The organism is Lichenihabitans psoromatis, from assembly GCF_004323635.1.
GTDB lineage: Bacteria > Pseudomonadota > Alphaproteobacteria > Rhizobiales > Beijerinckiaceae > Lichenihabitans > Lichenihabitans psoromatis.
The window spans coordinates 746,329-767,693 of the sequence record NZ_CP036515.1; the positions used below are offsets into that span (position 1 = coordinate 746,329).

Genomic DNA, 21,365 nt, shown 5'->3' on the forward strand with positions numbered 1-21,365 from the left:
CCGCCGAAGATCTGATCTCGTCGCCAATGCCCCGACGACGGACGCGCGCGCGGCTATCCTTGCGGGTGACACCGACTCTCGTGCTCGCGGTCGTGATCCTTGGCTTTGCCCTCTTGATGGCTGTCGAACCGCAATGGTTCGCGCCGCGCAGCCCCACCACCTTCGACTACAAGGCGATCCTTAAAGGCCCCTCGCTCGCCCATCCGTTCGGCACCGACAACTTCGGGCGCGATATTCTCTCGCGCACCATCTGGGCTTTCCGCATCGACCTGCAGATCGCGATTTTCGGCACGCTCTTCCCATTCGTCTTCGGCACGCTGGTCGGTGCCGTCGTCGGCTATTACGGCGGCTGGGTCGAGAGCGTGTTCGGCCGCTTCGTCGACGCGATCGTGACGTTTCCGTTTCTCGTGCTGGTCATCGCCATCGTGGCGGTGTTGGGCCCTGGCCTCATCAACCTCTATATCGCGATCAGCGCGGTCGGCTGGATCTTCTACGCCAGGATCATCGCGGCTGAATTCAAGGTGCAGAAGCGGCTCGATTATGCCTCGGCCGGTCGGGTCATGGGCTACAGCACGCCGCGTATCATCCTGCGCCACCTGCTGCCCAACGCGATCACGCCCGCGATCGTCTATTGGATGACCGATATGGCGCTGTGCATCCTGCTCGGCTCCAGCCTCGGTTATCTCGGGCTCGGGGCGCAACCACCCGCCGCCGAATGGGGCGTGCTGATCGCCGACGGAAAAAACTACATGTCGACCGCATGGTGGATCTCGATCTTCCCCGGCATCGCCATCGTGATCACCGGCCTCGGGTTCAGCCTGCTCGGCGATGCTCTGTCGGATCTCTTGAGACCGCGCCGATGACGACGCTGACGGTGCGCGACCTCACCGCCACCTTCACGGGCCCGGCCGGCCCGGTGCGCGCCGTCGACGGCGTGAGTTTCGAGATCGGCGACGGCGAGATCATCGGACTTGTCGGTGAGTCGGGCTCGGGCAAGAGCGTCACGCTGCGCTCGTTGCTGCGGATGCTGCGGCCACCCGGCACGGTCAGCGGGTCCGTCGTCTGGAACGGCGTCGATCTCTTGGCGCTGCCCGAGGCCAAGCTGCGCGCGGTGCGGGGTGGAGAGATCGCGATGATCTTCCAGGAACCCATGACGGCGCTCAACCCGGTCCTGACGGTGTTTCAGCAGATCGACGAGACGCTGGCGACCCACACCGATCTGTCGAAAGCCGCGCGCAAAGCGCGCGCCGTCGACTTGCTGGATCTTGTCGGCATTCCGGCCGCGACAGAGCGGCTCGATCATTATCCGCATGAGTTCTCGGGCGGCATGCGCCAGCGCGTTATGATCGCGATCGCGCTGGCGGGCGAACCGCGCCTGCTGCTGGCCGATGAACCCACGACGGCGCTCGATGTGACGATCCAGGATCAGATCCTGAAGCTCATCGTCGATCTGCGCGACCGGCTCGGCATGAGCGTCATTCTGGTGACGCATGATCTCGGCGTCGTGGCACAGACCTGCTCCCGCGTTGCCGTCATGTATGCGGGCCGCATCGTGGAAAGCGGGTCGGTCGCAAGCCTCTTCGCCGAACCGCACCATCCCTACACACGCGGTTTGCTCGGCTCGGTGCCGCGCCCGGGGCAGGAGCGGCAGCCCTTGCTGTCGATCGACGGGACGCCGCCGTCGCTGGCCGACATGCCGCAGGGTTGCGCCTTTCATCCGCGCTGCAGCTTCAAAACGGAAATCTGCACAGCGGAGCGCCCGCCGCTCGCCTCTATCGCGCCCGGCCGGCTGGTCGCCTGTTTCCATCATGAAGTGGTCGCGGCGGCGGGGCTGAGCCGATGACCGCCATCACGACCGCCCCGTCGATCCTCCGCATCGACGACCTCGTCGTGCGCTTTGCCATGGCGCGCGCCTGGACCGACCGGCTGACCGGGAAGCCGCAGCGGGTCGTGCATGCGCTGAACGGCATCACCCTCGATCTGCGGCGCGGCGAGACGCTCGGGATCGTCGGCGAAAGCGGTTGTGGAAAGTCGACCTTAGCGCGTGCCATCGTCCGGCTGATCGACCCGAGCGCGGGCCGCGTCGTCTTCGACGGAATCGATATCGCGACGCTCCACGGGAGCGACCGCCGCGCCTTCAATCGCCGCGTCCAGATGGTGTTCCAGGATCCCTACGGCTCGCTCAATCCGCGCATGACCGTCCGGCAGGTGCTGACCGAGGCGTTGAGCGTGCATCGGATGCGCCCCTCGGCCGACATCCCGGCCCGCGTCGCCGAACTTCTCGATCTCGTGCGCCTGCCGACCGATGCGGCCGACCGCCTGCCGCATGAATTTTCGGGCGGACAACGGCAGCGGATCGGCATCGCCCGCGCGCTCGCGGTCGAACCCGACATTCTGGTGGCGGACGAGCTCGTCTCGGCGCTCGACGTGTCGGTGCAGGCCCAGGTCGTCAACCTGCTGCTCGAATTGCAGAATCGCCTCAATCTGACGGTGCTGTTCGTGGCCCACGACCTGCGTCTCGTGCGGCATTTCTCGCACCGGGTCGCCGTCATGTATCTCGGCGCAGTAGTCGAGATCGGCGACGCCGAGGCTGTATTTTCGGCGCCGCGCCACCCTTATACGCGCGCCCTCATCGACGCCGCACCCGAGATGGACCCCGGGCGCCGCAGCCGCGCCCCGGCGGTGCGGGGTGAATTGCCGAGCCCCGTCAACCTCCCCTCGGGATGCGCCTTCCACACCCGCTGTCCGCATGCGTTCGACCGCTGCATCACCGAGCGTCCGGTGCTGACGACGCGCGGCGACGGCCATCTCGCGGCCTGTCACTTGAGCGCATTCGGCGATCCAGCCGCGAGCCCCGAGCCGGCGCCAACGAGGAGCGACCCATGAGCCTTGCGCCCTATGACAAGCAGATGGGGCAGATCGCCGATCTGCTCTGCGCCGTCAATGTGCTGCATTGGGATGCCCGCACCCTCATGCCAGCCGCAGGCGCGGCAGCGCGCGGCAAACAGATCGCCACGCTGACGGGTCTTGCGCGCGATCTTGCGACCGGGGAGGCGTTCCGGGCCGCCCTCGATGCGGCCTCGGAGGTGACAGCGGCGCTGCCGGCCGACGACCTGTCGCGCCGTGCCATCGATCAGACGCGCCTCGCCGTCGAGACGCTGCGTCGGATTCCGAAGAGCCTGATCGTCGAAGCGGCCGATCTTGCGGCGCGCGCCGAATCGGCCTGGGTCGAGGCGCGACGAACCAACGATTTCGATGGGTTCGCGCCCTATCTCGAACGCACGGTCGCGTTGCAGCGCCAGCGTGCCGAGGCGATCGGCTATGCCGAGCACCCTTATGACGCGCTGGTCGGTCAGTACGAGCCAGGCATGACGTTGGCCCGTCTCGATACGCTCTATGCGACGCTACGGGCTGGATTGCTGCCCCTCATCGAACGGGCCAGGAGCCTGCCGGAGCCACGGCTCGACCTGCTGCGCGGACCCTTCCCGATCCCGGACCAAAAAGCGTTCGCGTCCGCGATGGCGGCGCGCATGGGCTATGATTTCGCCTGTGGTCGGCTCGACGACACGGCCCATCCGTTCGAGATCTCGTTCGATCGGACGGACGTCCGGATCACCGGCCGGTTTCGCGACACTTGGCTGCCGAGCGGTTTCTTCGGCGTGTGGCACGAGGCCGGTCACGGCATGTACGAGCAGGGCCTCGACCCCGCGTTCAGCCGCTCGATCTTCGCGACCGATCTCGTCGGGCTTTACGCGGTCGGCGGCGCCAGCTTCGGGATGCACGAAAGCCAGTCGCGCCTGTGGGAAAACCGGGTCGGCCGGTCGCGGCGCTTCTGGGCGCTGCATTGTGCCGAAGCGCAGGCTGCGTTCCCACGCCAGTTGGCGGGCGCCCATGCCGACACCCTTTGGCGGGCCGTCAATCACGTCGCGCCGGGTCTCATCCGGGTCGAAGCAGACGAATTGACCTACGATCTGCACGTCATGTTCCGGACGGACCTCGAAGCCGCCCTGATGGCGGGCGACCTTGCGGTCCGCGACCTCCCGGGTGCCTGGTCGGACGTCGTTCGGCGCGACCTTGGCCTCGATGTGCCGAACCATCGGAACGGCGTGCTTCAGGACGTGCATTGGGCGGCCGGTCTCATGGGCTCGTTTCCGACCTACACGCTCGGCAATGTCATGAGCTCGCAGCTGTTCGCCGCCGCTGGCCGCGACGCCGGCGTCACGACCGGCCTCGAGTGCGGCGACTATGCCCCGCTTGCGGCGTGGCTCGGCGCCAACGTCCACCGGCACGGCCGCAGCCTCACACCCGACGCGATCCTGCGGCGCGCAACCGGCTCGTCGCTTGACCCCGCCCCCTATCTCGCCGATCTGACCCGCAAGGTCGATCAGTTGGCGGCGTGACCGAAGGAACAGTCTCGATGAATCAGAGCGTATTGGCGATCCACGGTGGCTGCGGCGTCCTGGCCAGGGAAGACCTCAGCGATGCGGAATGGAGGGAGGCACGTCAGCACCTCACCGAGGCGCTGCGGGCCGGCTGGGCTGTGCTGACGCGCGGCGGACGTGCGGTCGATGCGGTCGAGGCCGCGGTCGTCGTGATGGAAGATTCGCCGCATTTCAACGCCGGCCACGGCGCGGCGCTCAACCACGACGGCCTTCATGAACTTGATGCCTCGATCATGGACGGCGCGACCCTTGCGGCCGGCGCGATCGTGGCGGCGCAGCGGATCCGCAACCCGGTCAAGGCGGCGCGCGCCGTGCTGGAGAGCGGCACGCTCGCGATGCTGACCGGCCCATCCGCCGACCTTTATGCGGAAGCCCATGGGGTCGAGCTCGTCGACCAGAGCTACTTCACCACCGAGCGGCGCCGGGACGCGCTCGCCAGCATGATCCGGCGCGGACAGGATGGCACCCTCGCCTCGGCCAGCGAGGCCGAGAAGCACGGCACGGTCGGGGCGGTGGCGCTCGATCGGCACGGCCATCTCGCGGCCGCGACCTCGACCGGCGGCTACACCAACAAACCGGCGGGACGTGTCGGTGACAGCCCGATCATCGGTGCAGGCACCTATGCGCGTGACGGCGTCTGTGCCGTCTCCGGCACCGGCCAGGGCGAGTATTTTATTCGACACGTTCTCGGGCATGAGATCGCCAGTCGGATCGCCTATCTCGGCGAAAGCCTCGCGACCGCGACCGACACGGTGCTGGCCGATCTCGCGCCCTATCGCATCGGTGCCGGCTTGGTCTCGGTCGACGCCACGGGCCATGTCGCGGCGCCGTTCAACACGGGCGGCATGTTTCGCGGCTGGGTCATGGCCAACGGCGATGCCAGCGTCGGCATCCATGCCGAGATCGCGCCGGTCGGCAACTTCGGCTCTTAAAGCCTCAGGGCCGCTCCAGCACAGGCGGCACCATCACGAAAGGCCGTGCGATCTGCTCGGCCTCACCAAGCGCCGTAAACGCTTCCTCGATCATCACCTCGACGTTCTGCCGCAGCATCGAAACGTCGAACGGCAGCGAGGCGGCAAACGGGTCCCAGTCGAAACAACCGACCACGAGTTGTTCGAGCGACCGCGGCGGCAAGGTCGCGGCAAATTGGACGAGACCCTCGAAGACCGCGATCGAGCTGATGAAGAGCCCGACCGGAAGCCGGCCCTGAACCTCGAGATAATGCTGGAGGGCCGCCTTTGCGGCAGCTGGGGGATAACCGCATCGCATCAACATGCTGCCGGAGGGCCGGATACCCTGGGCCCCGAGCGCATCCGTGAAGCCGGCGACGCGATTGTCGGTCGCATATTCGCCGGCGACGCCGCCGAGATAGAGCAGGCTCGTGGGGTCGCCCCCGCGTGCCCGAATCTTGCCGATCAGCAGATCGGTGAGTTGGCGCGCTCCGGCCCGGTTGTCCGACACGACCGAGGGAGCCGCCTCGCCAGGCAGATCGATGTTGACGCATGGCGTGTCGGACGCCCCGCATAACCGGTTCAACGGCTCGGGTTCCGCCACGCCGACGATGAACAGAAATTCGACCTGCTGGGCCAGGAGGGTCTCGGTGACCTTGACCTCGGACGGGCCGTCGCGCTGCGTGCTGACCACGATCGGGCAGAGGGAGCGACGCCGCGCCTCGGCCTCGAAAGTTTCGGCCAGATCGGCGAAAAACCGATTGCGATAATGCGGCAGGATCATACCGGCGAGGCCGGAGCGGGACAGACGGAGCCCGCGCGCCTTCAAGTTGACGTTGTAGCCGAGCGTCCGCGCGCTTTCGAGCACGCGCTGCGCCGTGTCCTCCTTGATCCGATAGCGGGCCCAACTCCCGTTCAGCACGAGGCTGACGGTCGAGGCCGAGGCCTTCGTGGCCGTCGCGATATCGTAGATGGTTGCTTTTCGTCCGCCTGCGGCGCGTGCCATTGGGGTTCTTCTCCCGTTCGAACGGACTTGCCACGTTTCTTGCGCGAACGTCGAGCGATTGCCGTTTGACAGAGATTGCTAAATAGATTTAGCTATTCGTCAAGCGCGATGCGGATGAGCCGCCGCGCCGTCAAGATCGAGCGGCACAGTCGCCACGCACGACCCCGGAGGGGCGGGCGATTATCAGGGAGGATATCATGGTAAATCTGTTCAAGCGTGCTCTGTTGGCCGGCGCGATCGCGATGACGATCGTCGGCCCGGCGAGCGCCTCGCCCGACAAGCCGGTGATCGGCGTCGTGGTCAAGATCGGCGGCATCCCGTGGTTCAACGCCATGGAGGCGGGCATCAAGAAGAAGGGCGCCGAGCTCGGCGTCAAAGCCTTCATGATCGGCCCGACCAGCGCCGACCCCGCGCTTCAGGTCCGCGCTATCGAAGATCTGATCGCCCAGAAGGTCGACGTGATCGGTGTCGTACCGAATGATGCGGAAGTTCTCGAGCCCGTGCTCGAACGCGCCCGCGCCGCCGGCATCAAGGTCATCACGCACGAATCCCCCAAGCAAAAAAATGCCGATTACGACTTCGAATTGGCCTCGTCCAAGGGCTTCGGCGAAGCCTATGGCAAGCGCCTCGTCGATGCTCTCGGCGGCAAGGGTGAATATGCGGTGTTCGTCGGCTCCCTCACGGTGCCGCTGCATAACGCATGGGCCGATGCGGCGATCGCCTACATCAAAGCGAACGCACCCGACATGAAGCTCGTCGGCGACCGCTACGGCGTTGCCGAAAACGTCGATCAATCGCGCAGCACGGCGCTCGACCTGATGCGCGCACACCCGGATCTCAAAGGCTTCCTGGCTTTCGGCAGCCAAGGCCCGATCGGCGCGGCCCGCGCTGTCGCCGAAAAGCATATGGATGGCAAGATCCTCGTGATGGGTCCCTTCTCGCCGGGACAAGGCAAGAAGCTCGTGCATGACGGCGTCCTGACGGGCGGCTTCATGTGGAACCCGGAACTCGCCGGCGAGGTCTTCGTGACGCTCGGCACGATGGTGGTCAAGGGCGAGCCGATCAAGGACGGCACAACCATCCCGGGTCTCGGCGTGGTGCATCCCGACGGCCATAACCTGATCGTCGACGAATTGGTCGATCTCAACAAAAATACCGTGGACGATCTCGCCAAGATGGGCCTCTGACGGCATCCATCGTTCGACGCGAGGATCTTCGGACCCTCGCGCTCTGGAGCAGGCCGGCTTGCCGGTCTGCTCCGTTCTCATTCTGACCGAGCCTGACGGCGAGCAAAGACGGGCCGCGACCCGAACAGCGCCGATCCGGCTTTAGCGAGCGCTCTCGATGCCCGATCCAGCCTCTGCCCCATCCGACCCCGCATCGGCCGACACGACGCCCTTGTTGTATCTCGACAACATCTCGAAGCAGTTCGGCGGCGTCAAAGCCCTGCAGGACATCAGCTTCGAAGTGAAGCGCGGCGAGGTGCTTTGTCTGGCGGGTGAGAACGGCTGCGGCAAAAGCACGTTGATCAAGATCATCAGCGGCGTGCATGCGCCCGAGCGCGGTGCCGTTATGACCTTTGACGGCCGCTCGATCGAGGGTCTGAACCCGGGCACCGCCCGTGCGCTCGGCATCCAGGTCATCTGGCAGGATCTCGCGCTGTTCCCCGAAATGTCGGTGGCGGAGAATATCGGCTTTGAGAGCAATCTCGGCGCTCGCCCGCGCCTCGTCGATTATGCTGGCATGAAAACGGCCGCCAAGCGCATCCTCGACCGGCTTGGCGTCGACCTCGACCTCGACGCGCCGTTGCGGACCCTGCTGATCGCCCAGCGCCAGATCGTGGCGATCGCCCGCGCGCTGGTGGCGGAGGCGCGGCTCGTTTTCATGGACGAGCCCACCGCTTCGCTCAGCCAGGCCGAAACCGACGCGTTGCTGACGATCGTGCGGCGCCTGTCGTCGGAAGGTATCGCGGTGGTGTTCGTCAGCCATCGGCTCGCCGAGGTGCTCGACGTGTGCAGCCGGGTGACGGTGCTCCGCGACGGCCGTTATGTCGGCACCTTCCCGACCGCCGGCATGACGCAGACGCGCTTGACCGAATTGATGACCGGCAAAACTTTCGATTATGCGGTCCAATCGCGCGACCTCGAAACCCAGCCGGTCGTGCTCGCGGTCGACGGCCTGTCGCGCCCCGGTCAATATGACGACATCGCCTTCACGATCCGCAAGGGCGAGATCGTCGGCCTCACGGGACGGCTCGGTTCGGGCCGCACCGAATTGGCGCTCTCGCTGTTCGGCATGACGCGGCCCGCCGCCGGCACGATCGCGCTCGACGGCAAGACCCTGCAGCTTCGCAACAACCGCGACGCGATCGAGGCGGGGATTGCCTATGTATCGGAAGACCGGCTCCAGCTCGGCCTCGTTCAGCCGCAATCGATCGGCGACAACACCGTGATGGCGGTTCTCGATCGGCTGCTCGGCCCCGGCATTCTCATCAATCAGAAACGCCGCGATACACTGATCGACAAGTGGATCGCCGATCTCGGCGTGAAGATCGGCAAGCCCGACGACGCGGTCTCGACCCTATCGGGCGGTAATCAGCAGAGGATCGTGCTGGCCAAATGGCTGGCGACCGAGCCGAAACTCCTGATCCTCGACTCGCCGACCGTCGGGGTCGACGTCGGTGCGCGGGCCGGCATCTTCTCGATCATCCACGATCTTGCGGAAGCTGGCATGGCGATCCTGCTGATTTCCGACGAAATTCCCGAGGTTTATTTCAACGCGGACCGGATTCTTCACATGCGGGACGGGCGCATCGTCGAGACCTATCGGCCCGGCTCGACCGATATCGACCACATCGAAAAGGCCGTTCATGCCTAAGCTCCGCATCGGATCGACGGAACGTTGGTTGATCCTCGTGATCCTCGCCATGGTGGTGGGTCTCGGCTTCACCACCACGACGTTTCTGACCCTGTCGAACATCTTCGATCTGCTCAACACCAGCGCGGTCAACATTATCTTCGGGGTCGGTCTGCTGGTGGTGCTGATCGCCGGCGGCATCGACATCTCGTTCACGGTCGCGGCTTCCGTGGTGCAATATTTGACGGCGCTGACGGTCGCGCAGCTCGGCGGCGGCGACTGGGCGTTGGGCTTCGCGCTCGCGGCGGTTTTCGGCCTGATGCTCGGCTGCCTCAACGCCTTCCTGATCTATCAATTCCGCATCGTGTCGATCGTCGTGACGATCGCGACCTATAATCTGTTCTTCGGCGGCCTGATGTTCTTCTCCGGCGGGGTCTCGATCTATGACCTGCCGGATTGGTGGACCACACGCGTCGTCGTGTTCGGAACCGATATGGCGAGCGGCCGCGCCGAGCTCACACTGCCGGTGCTCGTCATGGTGGTCTGCGTCGTGGCGACCTGGCTGCTGCTCCGCCGCACGACGACAGGGCGGCAGCTCTATGCGATGGGCGACAATCCCGAAGGCGCGCGGCGCGTCGGCATCAGCATCGGGGCCATGCATTATCTCGCCTTCGGCTGGCTCGGTCTGATGGCCGGCATCGCCGGGTTGATGCAGGCCCATTATGCCCAGGAGGTGGTTCCCAACGCGCTCTATGGCCGTGAACTGGACGTGCTGGCCGCTGTGGTGCTGGGGGGCGCCCGCCTTGGCGGCGGACGCGGCACCATCCTCGGCGTCATTCTGGGCATCATTCTCGTGGCCATCACCCAGAACGGCCTGAACCTGCTCGGCATTTCGCCCTACGCGTTCAAGATGATCGTCGGTGCCATCATCCTGGTGGCGATCACGCTATCGAGCGAGGGGGCCGGTCGCCTCATCGGATCATGGCGCACCCCCGCCGCAAGAAGGATCGCCTGATGACGACCCAGTCGGTCTCCCCTCCCCGCATCGGTCGCAGCGGCGTTCTGGCCGATGGCGACGTGCTCGGCCTGCTCGGCTTTCTGCTCGTCGTCCTGGTTCTCTTCAGCGTGATGTCGCCGGGTTTCTTCTCGACAAGCACGTTCACGTCCGTCGCGTTCCAGCTGCCAGAACTCGGCCTGCTGACGCTGGCGATGCTGATGCCGATCATCTCGGGCGGCTTCAATCTCGCCATCACCTTTACGGCGAACCTGTCGGGCCTTGCCATGGCCTGGGTGCTGCAGAGCTATGGCGGCGTCGATGCCGGGACAGGCGCCTTCGTGCTCGGCGTGGTGGCGGCCCTGGCGACCGGCGCGCTGGTCGGTTGGCTGATGGGCACCATCATCGCCTATACGGGGGCGCACCCGATTCTCGTCTCGCTCTCGATGATGATCTTCGTGCGCGGTCTGGGCGAGTTCCTGACCAAGGGCGGCGATATCTCCGGCGTCCCGGGCTTCGTGCAGACAATCGGACAGGGAACGCTACTCGGCATCCCGGTGCCGCTGCTGGTCTTCGCGGCCTGCGTGCTGATCTGGAACGTTCTGATGTCGCGCACGCGGCTCGGCTTCGCGACCCGCATGATCGGCTCGAACATCGAGGCGACGCGCTATTCCGGTGTGCCGACCAAGCGCATGTTGACCCTGGTTTACACCCTGTCCGGCCTCATGTGCGGCATCGCCGGCATCGTCATGCTGGCGCGGTTTAACTCGGTGCGGGTGGGGCACGGCGAGTCCTACCTGCTCATCACCGTGCTGGCCTGCTTCCTCGGCCGTGTCGATCCCTTCGGCGGGTTCGGTCGCGTCATCCCGCTCACGATCGCGTTGGTGATCCTGCAGGTCATCGCATCCGGCCTCAACCAACTCGGCGCCAACCAGCATCTGGCAACGGCGCTCTGGGGCGCGTTTCTGCTGCTCATCATGATGATCAGATCGATCTGGTCGACCCGCTTCCTCCAGACATTTTTCACGCGGCGTGGCTGAAACCCCGATCGTGATTCTGTTCAGATCCGCGCAAGCCGGCGACCGACGCCGACCACGATCGTAGCGAGGCGATCGACCGTCGCGCTTAGCCGACTGAAATCCCAGCCGTAATTTGTGACGTCCGTGGCGCCTGAGGATTGACACACATCCGACGTATTTGGACGCGCCAATTGTGACCCTGAGCTGACGCTCATGCCGCGCGGTGGTTCGACAATATGTGACAGTCGGAAGGGGAAACGATGTTTGGCACGGACGTGATCAGTCGCCGGGAGCATGAGATGGAAGTCTCGCGCCTCGCTGGAACGATCGAACGCTTGAATGCGGAGCTTTCGGCCCTTGCGGCCTATCTGGTCACCACCGGACCCGCGCGGGGGCGCGGCGACAAAGACCGCGCCGTTAGCCTCGCGGCCCGCATGGGCTGCATCACCAAGCACGAGGCCGAGGAGCGCATTCGCCGCATCGACGATGCGATCAGCCTATCGGCCAACGCTTAGGAGCGTCGGCCGACCCGCGATCATCAAGCGGCGGATTTGATCCGACGCGGGTCGAGGCGACGATCGAATTCATCGTCGGAATCCTGACGCATCGCGAGCAGCAGCGCTAACGCGGCACCGAGACCCGCACCCGCCAGCAGCCCCAGGATCGCCAGCACGCTTCCGCGCGGCGGGAAGGATCGGTTGCGCGGCGGCTGGGCGCTGGTGACGATGCGGGCGTTGGTGGAATCGACCCGCTCGAGCTCGCTGGTTTCCCGCGCCCGGCTCATGAAGGCGTTGAGGAGGTTCCGGTTGATGTCGGCTTCGCGCTGCAGGCCTGCCAGTTGCACCAAGGCGGTGCCGGCGCTGGACGACTCGCCCGTCAACGTCTCCACAACCTGTTTCTGTGCCGTCTCCGATGCGACGGCTCGATCGTAATCGGCCTGAGCCGCTTGCGCGATGCGGCCGAGTTCGGCCGCGACGACGCGATTGATGTCGGCCACCTGCGCCTGCAGGTCGCGCACGCCGGGATAGCGGTCGCCATAGGTCGAGCGGGCGTCAGCGAGCTTGCGGAGAGCCTCCGATTGCTGGCCGCGCAAGATGCCGATCGTGGGCGACGCGATCGCTTCGGGAAGGCTGCCGTTATGGGCGGCGGTCGCCTGAAGGTTGCGGGTTTGGTCAAGGCGGCTCTTGGCCTGGATCACGCGAGAGCGGGTCTGCGCCAATTGGGTCGTCGCATCGGTGAGCTGTTGCTCGCTCACGAGTTGGGTCCGTGTGCCAACGAGGCCGTTCTTGCGACGAAAGTCTTCGGCCTTTGCCTCGGAGACGCGCAAACGCTCACGCAATTCGTCGAGCCGGTTGGTCAGCGCCGCATTGGCCCGACGCGCCGATTCCGACAGCGCCTCGGTCTGCGCGTCGAGGTAGCTCTGCGCGACCGCATTGGCGAGCGTCGCGGCTTTGGCGGCATCCCGCGACATCACCGAAATATCGATGATAAAGGTCCGCTCGGGCCGATGCACGCTGGTGCGATCATAGAGAGTCGTGAGGGCGTTGCGGGCGCGTGTCTCCTCATCGGTCGTGGCGGGTGGCGATCCGGCCAAGCCCAGCAGCGAAGCGATCAGGCCCCGGGCGGCGCCGTTGAACTCCGGATCATCGGCCAGATGCTGTTCGGCAACGACGCGAGACAACACGCTCTCCGAGGTCACGATGCGGGCCTGACTCTCGACGAAGCTATTTTCGGTTTGCGAATCTTCTTGGCGTACCGTGAGATCCGATTTCAGCACCTGAACGCTGCGCGGATCGACGAAAAGCTCAGACGAGGCGACGAAGCTCGGCGGGATGATGGTCGAGACGGCGTAAGCCGCCACCGCCCCGAGGGCCGCCAGCGCGACGATCAGACGCCATCGGGACAGCAAGGTTTGAGCGAGCGGGTTCGAGACCGGCGGCACATCGCTAACCCCGGCGTATGGAACGCTGGTCCGCACCGATCTCGTCTCGTCCAACATCGCCGCTCAACCCTCCGACCGTTCGCGGGATCATCAAACCTTGGCGCTGCAACACGTTGCTTTTGCCAAAGATACGGGGCAAACGCACGAACGTCGTCGAACCGACAAACCGACCGTAAAGGAACTTGGTTAGCGAAACGTAAGTGAAGCGGCACGCCGCGATAATCTCTTCAGCATTTATGTCGAATCTCGGTCGACGGAGCCCTGCGCCATCCGCTAAGGCAAAAGGACGCGCAGGCTGGGCCGTCGTTCAGCACGCGGGCGCCATTGAGCCGACATGACCGCATCCGGGTTCGAGGCGCCTCGCCTCGCCGTCCTTGTCTCGAGATCCGACGCACCCTGCGGTGTCGAGGCTTTTGCACGGCTGCTTGCGTCGACGGCTGGTCACCGCGCCACGACGCCGACGCTGGATCTCGACCTCGCGGCGCTCGGCAAAGCCCTCGACGACACCGATGCTGTGGTGCTGAACCTGCCCCTGGTGGCCTGGAAGACGCGGCTTGTCGAACCGGCCGTCGCGCTCGCCATGGCCCATGCCAAGGGGCGAGGTGCCATCGTCGTGCTGCACGAATGGGCCGATCTCGATTGGAAGCGCCGGGCTGCCTTCGCGCTGCCGCTGAAGCTCGCGGACGTGATCCTGTTCTCCTGCCTTGAGGTCTCGGACCAATTCGCCGCCAGCCCGCTGTCGCGATGGGTGACTCAACGGCGCGGCATCATCCCGATCCCACCAAACCTCATGCGGCCGGAGACGATCCGCGCCAGCGACGACAGCCGATATCTTGCCGCCGAACGCGCCAAAGGACGGCTCATCCTGGGGCATTTCGGATCGATCTATCCGAAGAAACACTCGGCCGAGGTGCTCGATATCGTGGCCGCGATTCGGAGGCTCGGCCGCGATCCGTTCGTGGTCTTTGCCGGCTCTTTCGTCAAAGGCCAGGATCGTGTCCAGGAGACCTTCGAGGCACGGGTTCGGGCGCTTGATCTTGCCGACCGCGTGCGCGTGACCGGGTTCGTGGCAGAGCCGGAGGACCTGTTCGGGATCTTCGAGGCCGTCGACGTCTTCGTCTATCGTTTCGCCGAGGGGCTGACGACGCGACGCGCCAGCGTGCAGGCTTGCCTGACGTCGGGCAAACCGGTGGTGGTCAATTCACCTCCCGACCGGCGTAGCGTCGACGCCTTTCCGGCCTATCGGGCCGCGATCGCCACCGGGCAATTATGCTTGGCCTCGCCGCACGCCGATGTGGACGAGCTCGCAGCGCTTGCGATCCGCGCGGCGGGGTCGCGGATCGCGGTGCCACCCGTCGACACGCAGGCCGCCTGGGCAGCGGCTTTGTCGGCGCTGGATGCAGCGGTGATGCGATGAGCGACGTCGATCGGCGGGGGCCGGCGCCAGCCGCCGCGCCACGGCTGCGCTGCCGCCTCATCGTCGAGGCGGACCTCCCAGCGGTCGCGGCTTTGCTCACCGCAGGCTTCCCGGACCGGACGCATGCCTATTGGACGGCAGGGCTCACCCGGATGGCGCGGCGCGACTCTCCGCCCGACCTGCCGCGTTTCGGCTATGTGCTGGACCGCGACGGCGACCTCGTCGGGGTAATCCTGCTGATCTCGGGCACGACACGCGCGGGCGACGCCTTCGTGACCCGCTCGAACCTATCGAGCTGGTATGTCGATCCGGCCTTCCAGGGCTATGCGTCGATCCTCATCAGCCAAGCCACGAAACATAAGCAAAGCACCTATTTCAACGTGTCTCCCGCCGAACATACGCGCCCCATCATCGAGGCGCAGGGCTTCATTCGATATAGCCAGGGGCGGCTTTTCGCGCTTCCGGCCTTTGCGCGCCGTCGGCCATCGGTGCGGGTCGAAGCGGTCAACGGGCCACGGAAGGGTCTCGATGCGCGTGACGTCGCGATCCTGGAGGAGCAGCGCCACTATGGTTGCCTGAACCTCGCGGCCATCGACGGCGAAGCCGTCTATCCCTTTTCGTTCCGGCTGCGGACCGTCAAGGGGGTCGTTCCGGCCGCACAACTCGTCTATTGCCGCGATATCGCCGACATGGTCCGCTTCGCTGGGCCGATCGGGCGGGCGCTGGCGCGGCGTGGGCGCGGCGTCGTGGTCATCGACGCGAATAGGCCGATCGCGGGCATTCCCGGCGCCTTCGTGGCGGGAGGCATGCCGAAATATTTCAAAGGCCCTGACCGACCGCGCGACGGCGATCTCTCCAACAGTGAAATCGTCGTCTTCGGGCTCTGACGGCGAGAGCGGCTTCGGATCACGCCCGTTGGCGGCGCAAGCCGGACAGACGCGACAAGACCGACCGGAGCTTGCCGCGCAACGACGCGACATCCAGCACCCAACATGCGGCCAGATAAGTGACGGCACCGGCCGGGATCAGCAAAGCCAGGACGATGGGCCGATCCGTGACCACGAGATGATCGAGGCCGACCACCACCACGGCCATCGCGGCGGTTGCGCCGCAGACCCGGGCGATGCGCCCGATCGGGGCCGGCATCGGGAACGCGATCGCGGCCAGCACTCCGGCATTGAGAAGGCCAAACACATCCGTCGCCACACGGCCCCAGGCGGCGCCGCCGACGCCGAACACATGAGTCAGCACCGCCGACGCGATGGCGCCAAACGCGAGCGTCGCAACCGTGTTGATGAGATAGAAGGCGTTGCGATTGGCCAGCAGGAAGCTGATGTGAACATATTGCTGGACGATGATCTGAAAGATCACCGCGATGGAGGCGGCCGGCATGACGATCCGCGCCACGGCGCGATAATCCGGCCCGAGCACAAGATCGGCCACATGGCCCGACACAAGGGCGAAACCGATGGCCGACGGAAGCACCACGCCGACCAGCAGTTCCAGGCACTCTTCGAGATGCGCCCGCGCCGCCGCCGCTCCGTCGTTTGCGAGGAAGCGGACAGCGATCGGCATGAAGGCCGCCGACGCGCTGATGGCCGGAATGATGAGGGCCTGGCGGACGAGATCGACGGAGGCGCCATACTGGCCCGCTGCGCCCGTGCCGAGCAGGCCCGCGATGATGAAGCGATCCACCGAGGTCGAAAGCGACAGCATCGAAATCGAGATCGTCAGCGGAAAACCCCACACGAAGAGGGGGCCGAGGTCTTTGTCGCGGAGCTTCAGGCGCGTGCCGACCCAGACGGAGCGCAGCGTCAGCCCGGCGCTCATCAGATAGGCGGCCGCGCTCGAGAGCAGCAAGGTGTGACCGCCGCCGCCGCCGAGCACGGCCGCAATGCCGAACCCCGAGACCAGGACGGCGCGCGTGATGGTGGCCACCATGTAGCGGAGCGCCAGCAGGCGCGCCCGGACAAGGTCTTGCCCGAGTTCAAAAAACCCGCTCGCGACGGTGAACGCCAAAGTGCCGAGAATCGCCAGCTTGTCGACGTCGGTGAACAAGGATGCCCCGACATAGATCAGCGGGAACAGGAGCAAGGTCGCCAGGAAGCCGAGCAGGATCGTGCCCCGCATGTCAGGCCCGTCGCCTTTGGCCTCCTCCCGCATGATCACCTGCTTGATCCAGGTGTAGAGCAGCGCTGCAAGCACGGCCGCATAGCCGCTGCCGAGCACGTAGACCCCGTAATCGGCCGTCGACAGCAGACGCGTGAAGATCACGACGTTCAACAGGCCGAACGCGGCCGAGGCAACATTGGCCACGAAATAGATCGAGGTCTGGCGAACGAGATTCATGGCGCGCCGAACCCCGTCACGTCGCGCGGCGACCGGCTTGCGCCCACCCCCACGTCCTCGATCGCGGCGCGAATCACGTCGATGGGCGTCGCGTTGAAGGATTGGACGCAAAGCGCGACCTGATCCGGGGCGGCGGCGCGGAGCATCTCGACGAGGGCGTCATGATCGGGCGTCGACCGATCCCAATGCGTGACGCAAAGGCTTTCGCTGGATTGGACGTGCCGTGACGCCGCCGTCGCGTCGGTCGACACGAAGGTTCCGTACAGCATATATTCCGAAAAGCCGTGGGCTTTGCAAAGCGCGACGGCCCAAGGCTGTCGCGTGGCCCGTTCGATGCCGGCCAACATGGCCTGAACGGTCGCCTGATCCCACACGATCATTTGGCCGATGAAGTCATTGGCCGGAAAGGTCGGGGGTGCCAGGCCCAAGAGATGATGCGCCGTCTTGAGCCAAGGCGCATGCCAAGGGGATGCGGCCTGAACCGCAGCGGGCTCGACGTAGAGCGGCACCGAGCCCGACCCGTCCACCGATGCCGCATCGAAAGGCCGGAAAAAGGCATTGTCGCTGTCGATCAGGCAGTAGCGCGTCGCCGGAAGCGTCGCGGCGGCCGCGATCTTGACCAGTTGCTGGGTGTGCCAGCCATAGATCGGCCACGCCTTGAGCGACCACAGATAACGCCGCCCGCGCCATTTCAGAAAACCCGGCATAGGGTGCAGCCAGGTGGGCAAAAAGCGCGACGCCGGCAGGATCTCGCGCCGGCCTCTCTCGAACCGCGCGAACAGCGGATAGTCGGTGTCACTGACGATGACATAATGCTTGTCGAATCCGGTGACATGACGATCGACGGTCTCGAACAGGAGCGCGGCACGCTCGAGATCCCCGTGATAACTTGGCGTGATGAGCGAGAGGGTCAACGTCGGGCGCCATTCTGGGGCGGTGTCGGATCAGACTGTCGAACACCGCGCCGACTAGTTATTTTTACGACAGATCAGGCAGAACCGACACAGCCGATCGCGTCTTGTCGGCAAGCATCGGGGGCGCCGGTTAATTTGGCGTTTGCCGACCCTCGGCTAAACCGCGCAACGGAAAGGATGCCGCATAGCGGAGGCCGAAGATTGCGAACAGGAACGTGAGCCAGACCGGGTCGGCCCGCAGGAACAGGAACGTTTCCATCGCCGAGAGCGAGAGGCCGAAGATCCAGATTTGCCGCAACATGGCCAGCAGGGCCGGGTCGGTTCCGTTGCGCTCGGCCGCCAGCACGTCGCGGAACGGCATCCAGGCCACCATGAACAGGCCGAAACCAAGACCCGGCAGCCCCATATTGACGATCAGGTCCAAATATCCGTTGTGAGCATGCGCCGCGGTTCCGGCCCAGCTGGCGTCCTCGCCGCCCGTCCAGGTTTTGGCGGTGTTCCAAAACGCCTGAAACCCATGGCCTGTCAGGTAGTGTCCCGGCAAACTATCGATCGCGAAAGCCCAGATATCGGTACGGCCCGTGAAGGTCGTGTCGAGCGGCAACGCCTTGGTTACGCTCCCGATATTGGGCCAGAGCACACTGCCGACGCCAAGCAGGTTGAGCAGCAACGCCGGGCCGAACGCCAAGAGGGCACGCGCCACGGGACCGCGCACGATCCCCCAGAGCGAGCTGACCCCAAGCGTGATGATGATCAGCATCAACGAGCTTTTCCCGCCCGAAAACAGCAGGAACACCACCGCGAGCAGCATGATGGCGCTGCCGGTCACGGGCATGCGGCACCGGGCGATGAACAAGCCGATGATGACGAACAGCGACATGACCGCGCTCGCATCATTCTTGTGCCCGAAGAGGCCGCGCCAGTTACCGGCGAGTTCCGGCTCGCCGAGATCGGTCGCCTGATGGATCGCAAGGCCCGGCACCAGGATCACCCCGAGATAACTCAGGATCAACACCGTCAGGGCGCAGATCGCCAGCAAGCGAGCCAGCTTGGCTTGGTTGTTGGGCAGTAGAAAGAGGCACGCCGCCAGGGTCACCACAAGGCCGGTCAGCACTAGGCGGCGAAGCGACGTGCCCGGATCCTCCGAAATGACCGACGTGACGAGCATCCAGCCCGCCATCGCCAGGATGGGAGCGACCATCAGGCATCGCCAGACGATGCGAAGTCGCGGCAAGACCACCGCCAAGGCGACGCCCGCCAGCGCCAGAAAGGCCGCATAGGTGAGGCCTTCATTGCCGCTCGATAATTCGACGGACGCGCTGGTCGAGAGACTTTGAAACGGATGCAGCGTGACCCACACGAGCAGGACGGTCGCGACAAAGACCGGACCAGACAGCCCGTGACGCCAATCCTGCCGCACCCCGGGGTTGGCGGGCGCGGCGGTTGCGGGCGTCAAGGTTCGGTTGGTCAGCGTCCGGTCGGTCATGACAGGGTTCCGGCTTTAGCTTTCGCCTCGGCCGTTGTTTTGGCTCGATATTGCTTCCCTTCCACCCCGAGGCTGGCGAGAATACGACCGAGTGCGATTGCCGGCGGGTGGCTCGCTTGTAGCAGGCTGCCCGACGCGATCAGTCGCTTGGCACCGCGATAGAGGCTGAGCGGAACCAGCAGGACGTTCTTGCCGATCGCCCGAATCGGGCCTCTCGCATCCGCGCTCTGGTCGAGCCGATAATTGATGGCGCCGATCCGCATACTCCTTTGCAACACCCAGCGCGCGTTGGCGCGCGTGGGCGGCACAGTCTCGTCGATCCGGGCTTCCTGGTTCCAATAGAAGCGAAAGCCCGCCCGCTTGCAGCGCGTGAAGAAATCGGTGTCACCGCCCCCGAGAAAGTTGAACGCGACATCGAATTCCGGGTTAGCTAGCCGTAACCGAGCCGCCTGCCTCACGAGAAAATTGCCGCTCCCATAGATCATCGGCACAGACCCGCTCCGGTCATAGGCGGGCCAGAAGACCGGATGAGCCGCAAGGCCCGGGTGCGGTTGGGTCGAAAATGTCGAAAAAACCGGCCCGCCGACGATATCGGCCTTCTCCGCCTCGGCGGTCGCGACCATGCGGTCCAGCCATTCGGGCGATGCGATCTCATCGTCGTCGATCATCAGGAGATAGCGCGCGTCAGGGAAGAGCTGCCCGGCCTGTCGCAACGCCGCATTGATCGCGTGACAATTTCCCTGCTGCGGCTCGAGCAGCGCGGCGCCCCGCAGAGGACCCTCGGCAAAGGTTGCCTCGGCGACCGCAAGACCGTCTCGACCATCGGCGTCGTTGTCGATCACCAGCACACGAAACGAAATCGCCGTGCGCTGCGCCGCAAGCGAGGCCAGCGTGTCGCGCAGCATGGCGGGGCGCCGGAACGTCGGCACGCAGACGACCGCGAGCACATCCGGAGCAGGCTGGGCCGATGCGTCGATCATCATGGACTCAGGCATCTCTTTGGGGTCGTGCTGCACGCCGGTTGGCTCCTGTTCGGCCTCTGGCAAGAGCCTTACCATAGCCGAATGTCGGTGTTGGCGCGCGTCACCGCGGCGTTTCAGTCGGCTGGCATTTGGCAGGGTTAATCGGCGGTTGCGAGATTGGGGGACCGGCCGGGCGTCAGAGCTTGGCGATGCCGGCGCGGTCGAGCGCGTCCGCGATGGTGCAAACGCCAAAGCCCTGCGCCGCGGCCCGCTGGATCGCGTAGGCGAGGAGAGCCGGTGTGCAGCCGTAAGGGCTCGGTTTGTCCGCAACGTCGTGAACGGTCAGGATCAACCAGCCGTTGCGACGCGCCGCCCGTGCGATCAGATGGTCGATCGCAGGCCGATCGGTCGCGGTCTGGCCCAGCGAGATCGACAAGAGAAAGTGCGGATCGATCGCGCCGTCGTTAATGCCGGGATGCGTGGTCCGGCTCGATCGAACACGGCGACCGAGATAGTGCTTCTGCGCCATGCTGCTGAGGCCGAACGGATAGGCGTAATTTTCGATCCGCGCGGTCGGCACGAGGGTCGCGAGAGCCGCCTGCGACCGATCGAGATCGGCGATGAAGTCTCGCATCGCCATCGGGGCGACCGGTTTGTGGCTGTGCGAATGCAAGCCGATCTCGTGGCCGCGTGCCGTCAGCGACGCGACCGCCTCGGCGTCGGCGACCTGCCAATAGGGCGTACGACGACCGAACAGCGAGGTCGCGATGAAGAAAGTACCTCGGGCTCCGGCCTGCTCGAGAATGCCGCCACCCTGCTGCACGGCCGACTCGGGCACATCGTCGAACGTGATGCTGAGCAGCGGCGTCTGATTGGTCATCTTCTGCCGGGGCGCGGGCATGTGCCAGGCCAGTCGGTGCATCGCCCGCATGTAAAGCGTCAGCGGCTCCGACGGGAGAATGTCAGAAGGGCTGTCCAAACCGGTCACCAAAGGCTCCCAACGACTGCCGCGCAGCGCGACGCGATCA

At 65.4% G+C, this 21,365-nt stretch carries 19 protein-coding genes; 12 read left to right on the plus strand and 7 right to left on the minus strand.

Annotation, left to right across the window (positions count from 1 at the left end):
- The first annotated feature begins 26 nt into the window (after positions 1-26).
- From EY713_RS03490 to EY713_RS03510, 5 genes are read left to right on the plus strand one after another with little or no spacing between them, the layout of a single operon-like run.
- Positions 27-863, plus strand: a complete 837-nt coding sequence (locus tag EY713_RS03490) for an ABC transporter permease (protein WP_131119223.1) — start codon at positions 27-29, stop codon at positions 861-863.
- Positions 860-1,843 carry an ABC transporter ATP-binding protein gene (locus EY713_RS03495; RefSeq protein WP_131113582.1) on the plus strand — a complete coding sequence of 328 codons (984 nt, stop codon included), beginning with the start codon at positions 860-862 and terminating at the stop codon, positions 1,841-1,843. Before EY713_RS03490 ends, EY713_RS03495 begins: the two co-directional genes overlap by 4 nt.
- Entirely contained in the window at positions 1,840-2,886 is a 1,047-nt protein-coding gene (locus EY713_RS03500) for an ABC transporter ATP-binding protein (protein WP_131113583.1), read from the plus strand. Before EY713_RS03495 ends, EY713_RS03500 begins: the two co-directional genes overlap by 4 nt.
- Positions 2,883-4,400 carry a carboxypeptidase M32 gene (locus tag EY713_RS03505; protein WP_131113584.1) on the plus strand — a complete coding sequence of 506 codons (1,518 nt, stop codon included), beginning with the start codon at positions 2,883-2,885 and terminating at the stop codon, positions 4,398-4,400. Before EY713_RS03500 ends, EY713_RS03505 begins: the two co-directional genes overlap by 4 nt.
- Positions 4,401-4,417: 17 nt before the next feature.
- On the plus strand, positions 4,418-5,374 hold the full coding sequence (locus tag EY713_RS03510) for an isoaspartyl peptidase/L-asparaginase family protein (protein WP_131113585.1): 957 nt from the start codon (positions 4,418-4,420) through the stop codon (positions 5,372-5,374).
- Positions 5,375-5,378: 4 nt separating this feature from the next.
- On the opposite strand, the gene EY713_RS03515 is transcribed toward EY713_RS03510, so the two are convergent.
- Positions 5,379-6,398 carry a LacI family DNA-binding transcriptional regulator gene (locus tag EY713_RS03515; protein WP_131113586.1) on the minus strand — a complete coding sequence of 340 codons (1,020 nt, stop codon included), beginning with the start codon at positions 6,396-6,398 and terminating at the stop codon, positions 5,379-5,381.
- A gap of 197 nt (positions 6,399-6,595) precedes the next feature.
- Between EY713_RS03515 and EY713_RS03520 the strand changes: the two genes are divergently transcribed.
- The 5 genes from EY713_RS03520 to EY713_RS03540 all read left to right on the plus strand — a co-directional run bounded on the left by EY713_RS03520 (position 6,596) and on the right by EY713_RS03540 (position 11,782).
- Positions 6,596-7,585, plus strand: coding sequence for a substrate-binding domain-containing protein (locus EY713_RS03520; protein ID WP_131113587.1), 990 nt, complete (start codon positions 6,596-6,598; stop codon positions 7,583-7,585).
- Between the two features lie 157 nt (positions 7,586-7,742).
- The gene (locus EY713_RS03525) at positions 7,743-9,275 is read left to right on the plus strand and encodes a sugar ABC transporter ATP-binding protein (protein ID WP_131113588.1); all 1,533 of its coding nucleotides are present in this window, start codon (positions 7,743-7,745) and stop codon (positions 9,273-9,275) included.
- Positions 9,268-10,269, plus strand: coding sequence for an ABC transporter permease (locus EY713_RS03530; protein ID WP_131113589.1), 1,002 nt, complete (start codon positions 9,268-9,270; stop codon positions 10,267-10,269). The genes EY713_RS03525 and EY713_RS03530 overlap by 8 nt, the downstream gene beginning before the upstream one ends.
- Complete coding sequence (locus EY713_RS03535) at positions 10,269-11,288, plus strand: ABC transporter permease (RefSeq protein WP_131113590.1); 1,020 nt, start codon at positions 10,269-10,271, stop codon at positions 11,286-11,288. The genes EY713_RS03530 and EY713_RS03535 overlap by 1 nt, the downstream gene beginning before the upstream one ends.
- A 239-nt stretch (positions 11,289-11,527) precedes the next feature.
- Positions 11,528-11,782 (plus strand): hypothetical protein, encoded by a 255-nt coding sequence (locus EY713_RS03540; RefSeq protein ID WP_131113591.1) that lies wholly within the window; start codon positions 11,528-11,530, stop codon positions 11,780-11,782.
- A gap of 23 nt (positions 11,783-11,805) precedes the next feature.
- Here the strand turns inward: EY713_RS03540 and EY713_RS03545 are convergent, their stop codons facing one another.
- The gene (locus EY713_RS03545; RefSeq protein ID WP_131113592.1) at positions 11,806-13,266 is read right to left on the minus strand and encodes a GumC family protein; all 1,461 of its coding nucleotides are present in this window, start codon (positions 13,264-13,266) and stop codon (positions 11,806-11,808) included.
- 277 nt (positions 13,267-13,543) lie between these two features.
- Here EY713_RS03545 and EY713_RS03550 point away from each other — a divergent pair, with 277 nt between their 5' ends.
- Together EY713_RS03550 and EY713_RS03555 are read left to right on the plus strand one after the other, a co-directional pair.
- The gene (locus tag EY713_RS03550; RefSeq protein ID WP_131113593.1) at positions 13,544-14,626 is read left to right on the plus strand and encodes a glycosyltransferase family protein; all 1,083 of its coding nucleotides are present in this window, start codon (positions 13,544-13,546) and stop codon (positions 14,624-14,626) included.
- Positions 14,623-15,513: a GNAT family N-acetyltransferase gene (locus EY713_RS03555; RefSeq protein ID WP_131113594.1), complete on the plus strand. Its 891-nt coding sequence runs from the start codon at positions 14,623-14,625 to the stop codon at positions 15,511-15,513. Before EY713_RS03550 ends, EY713_RS03555 begins: the two co-directional genes overlap by 4 nt.
- Positions 15,514-15,532: 19 nt before the next feature.
- Here the strand turns inward: EY713_RS03555 and EY713_RS03560 are convergent, their stop codons facing one another.
- The 5 genes from EY713_RS03560 to EY713_RS03580 form a co-directional block, all read right to left on the minus strand.
- A complete protein-coding gene (locus tag EY713_RS03560; protein ID WP_131113595.1) occupies positions 15,533-16,975 on the minus strand; it encodes a lipopolysaccharide biosynthesis protein in 1,443 nt (480 codons plus the stop codon).
- The gene (locus EY713_RS03565; protein WP_131113596.1) at positions 16,972-17,889 is read right to left on the minus strand and encodes a DUF6492 family protein; all 918 of its coding nucleotides are present in this window, start codon (positions 17,887-17,889) and stop codon (positions 16,972-16,974) included. The genes EY713_RS03560 and EY713_RS03565 overlap by 4 nt, the downstream gene beginning before the upstream one ends.
- A gap of 130 nt (positions 17,890-18,019) precedes the next feature.
- Positions 18,020-19,375, minus strand: a complete 1,356-nt coding sequence (locus EY713_RS03570; protein WP_131113597.1) for an O-antigen ligase family protein — start codon at positions 19,373-19,375, stop codon at positions 18,020-18,022.
- Positions 19,372-20,358: a glycosyltransferase family 2 protein gene (locus tag EY713_RS03575; protein ID WP_245572878.1), complete on the minus strand. Its 987-nt coding sequence runs from the start codon at positions 20,356-20,358 to the stop codon at positions 19,372-19,374. Before EY713_RS03575 ends, EY713_RS03570 begins: the two co-directional genes overlap by 4 nt.
- 175 nt (positions 20,359-20,533) lie before the next feature.
- The gene (locus EY713_RS03580; protein ID WP_131113598.1) at positions 20,534-21,325 is read right to left on the minus strand and encodes a polysaccharide deacetylase family protein; all 792 of its coding nucleotides are present in this window, start codon (positions 21,323-21,325) and stop codon (positions 20,534-20,536) included.
- Positions 21,326-21,365: the final 40 nt, after the last annotated feature.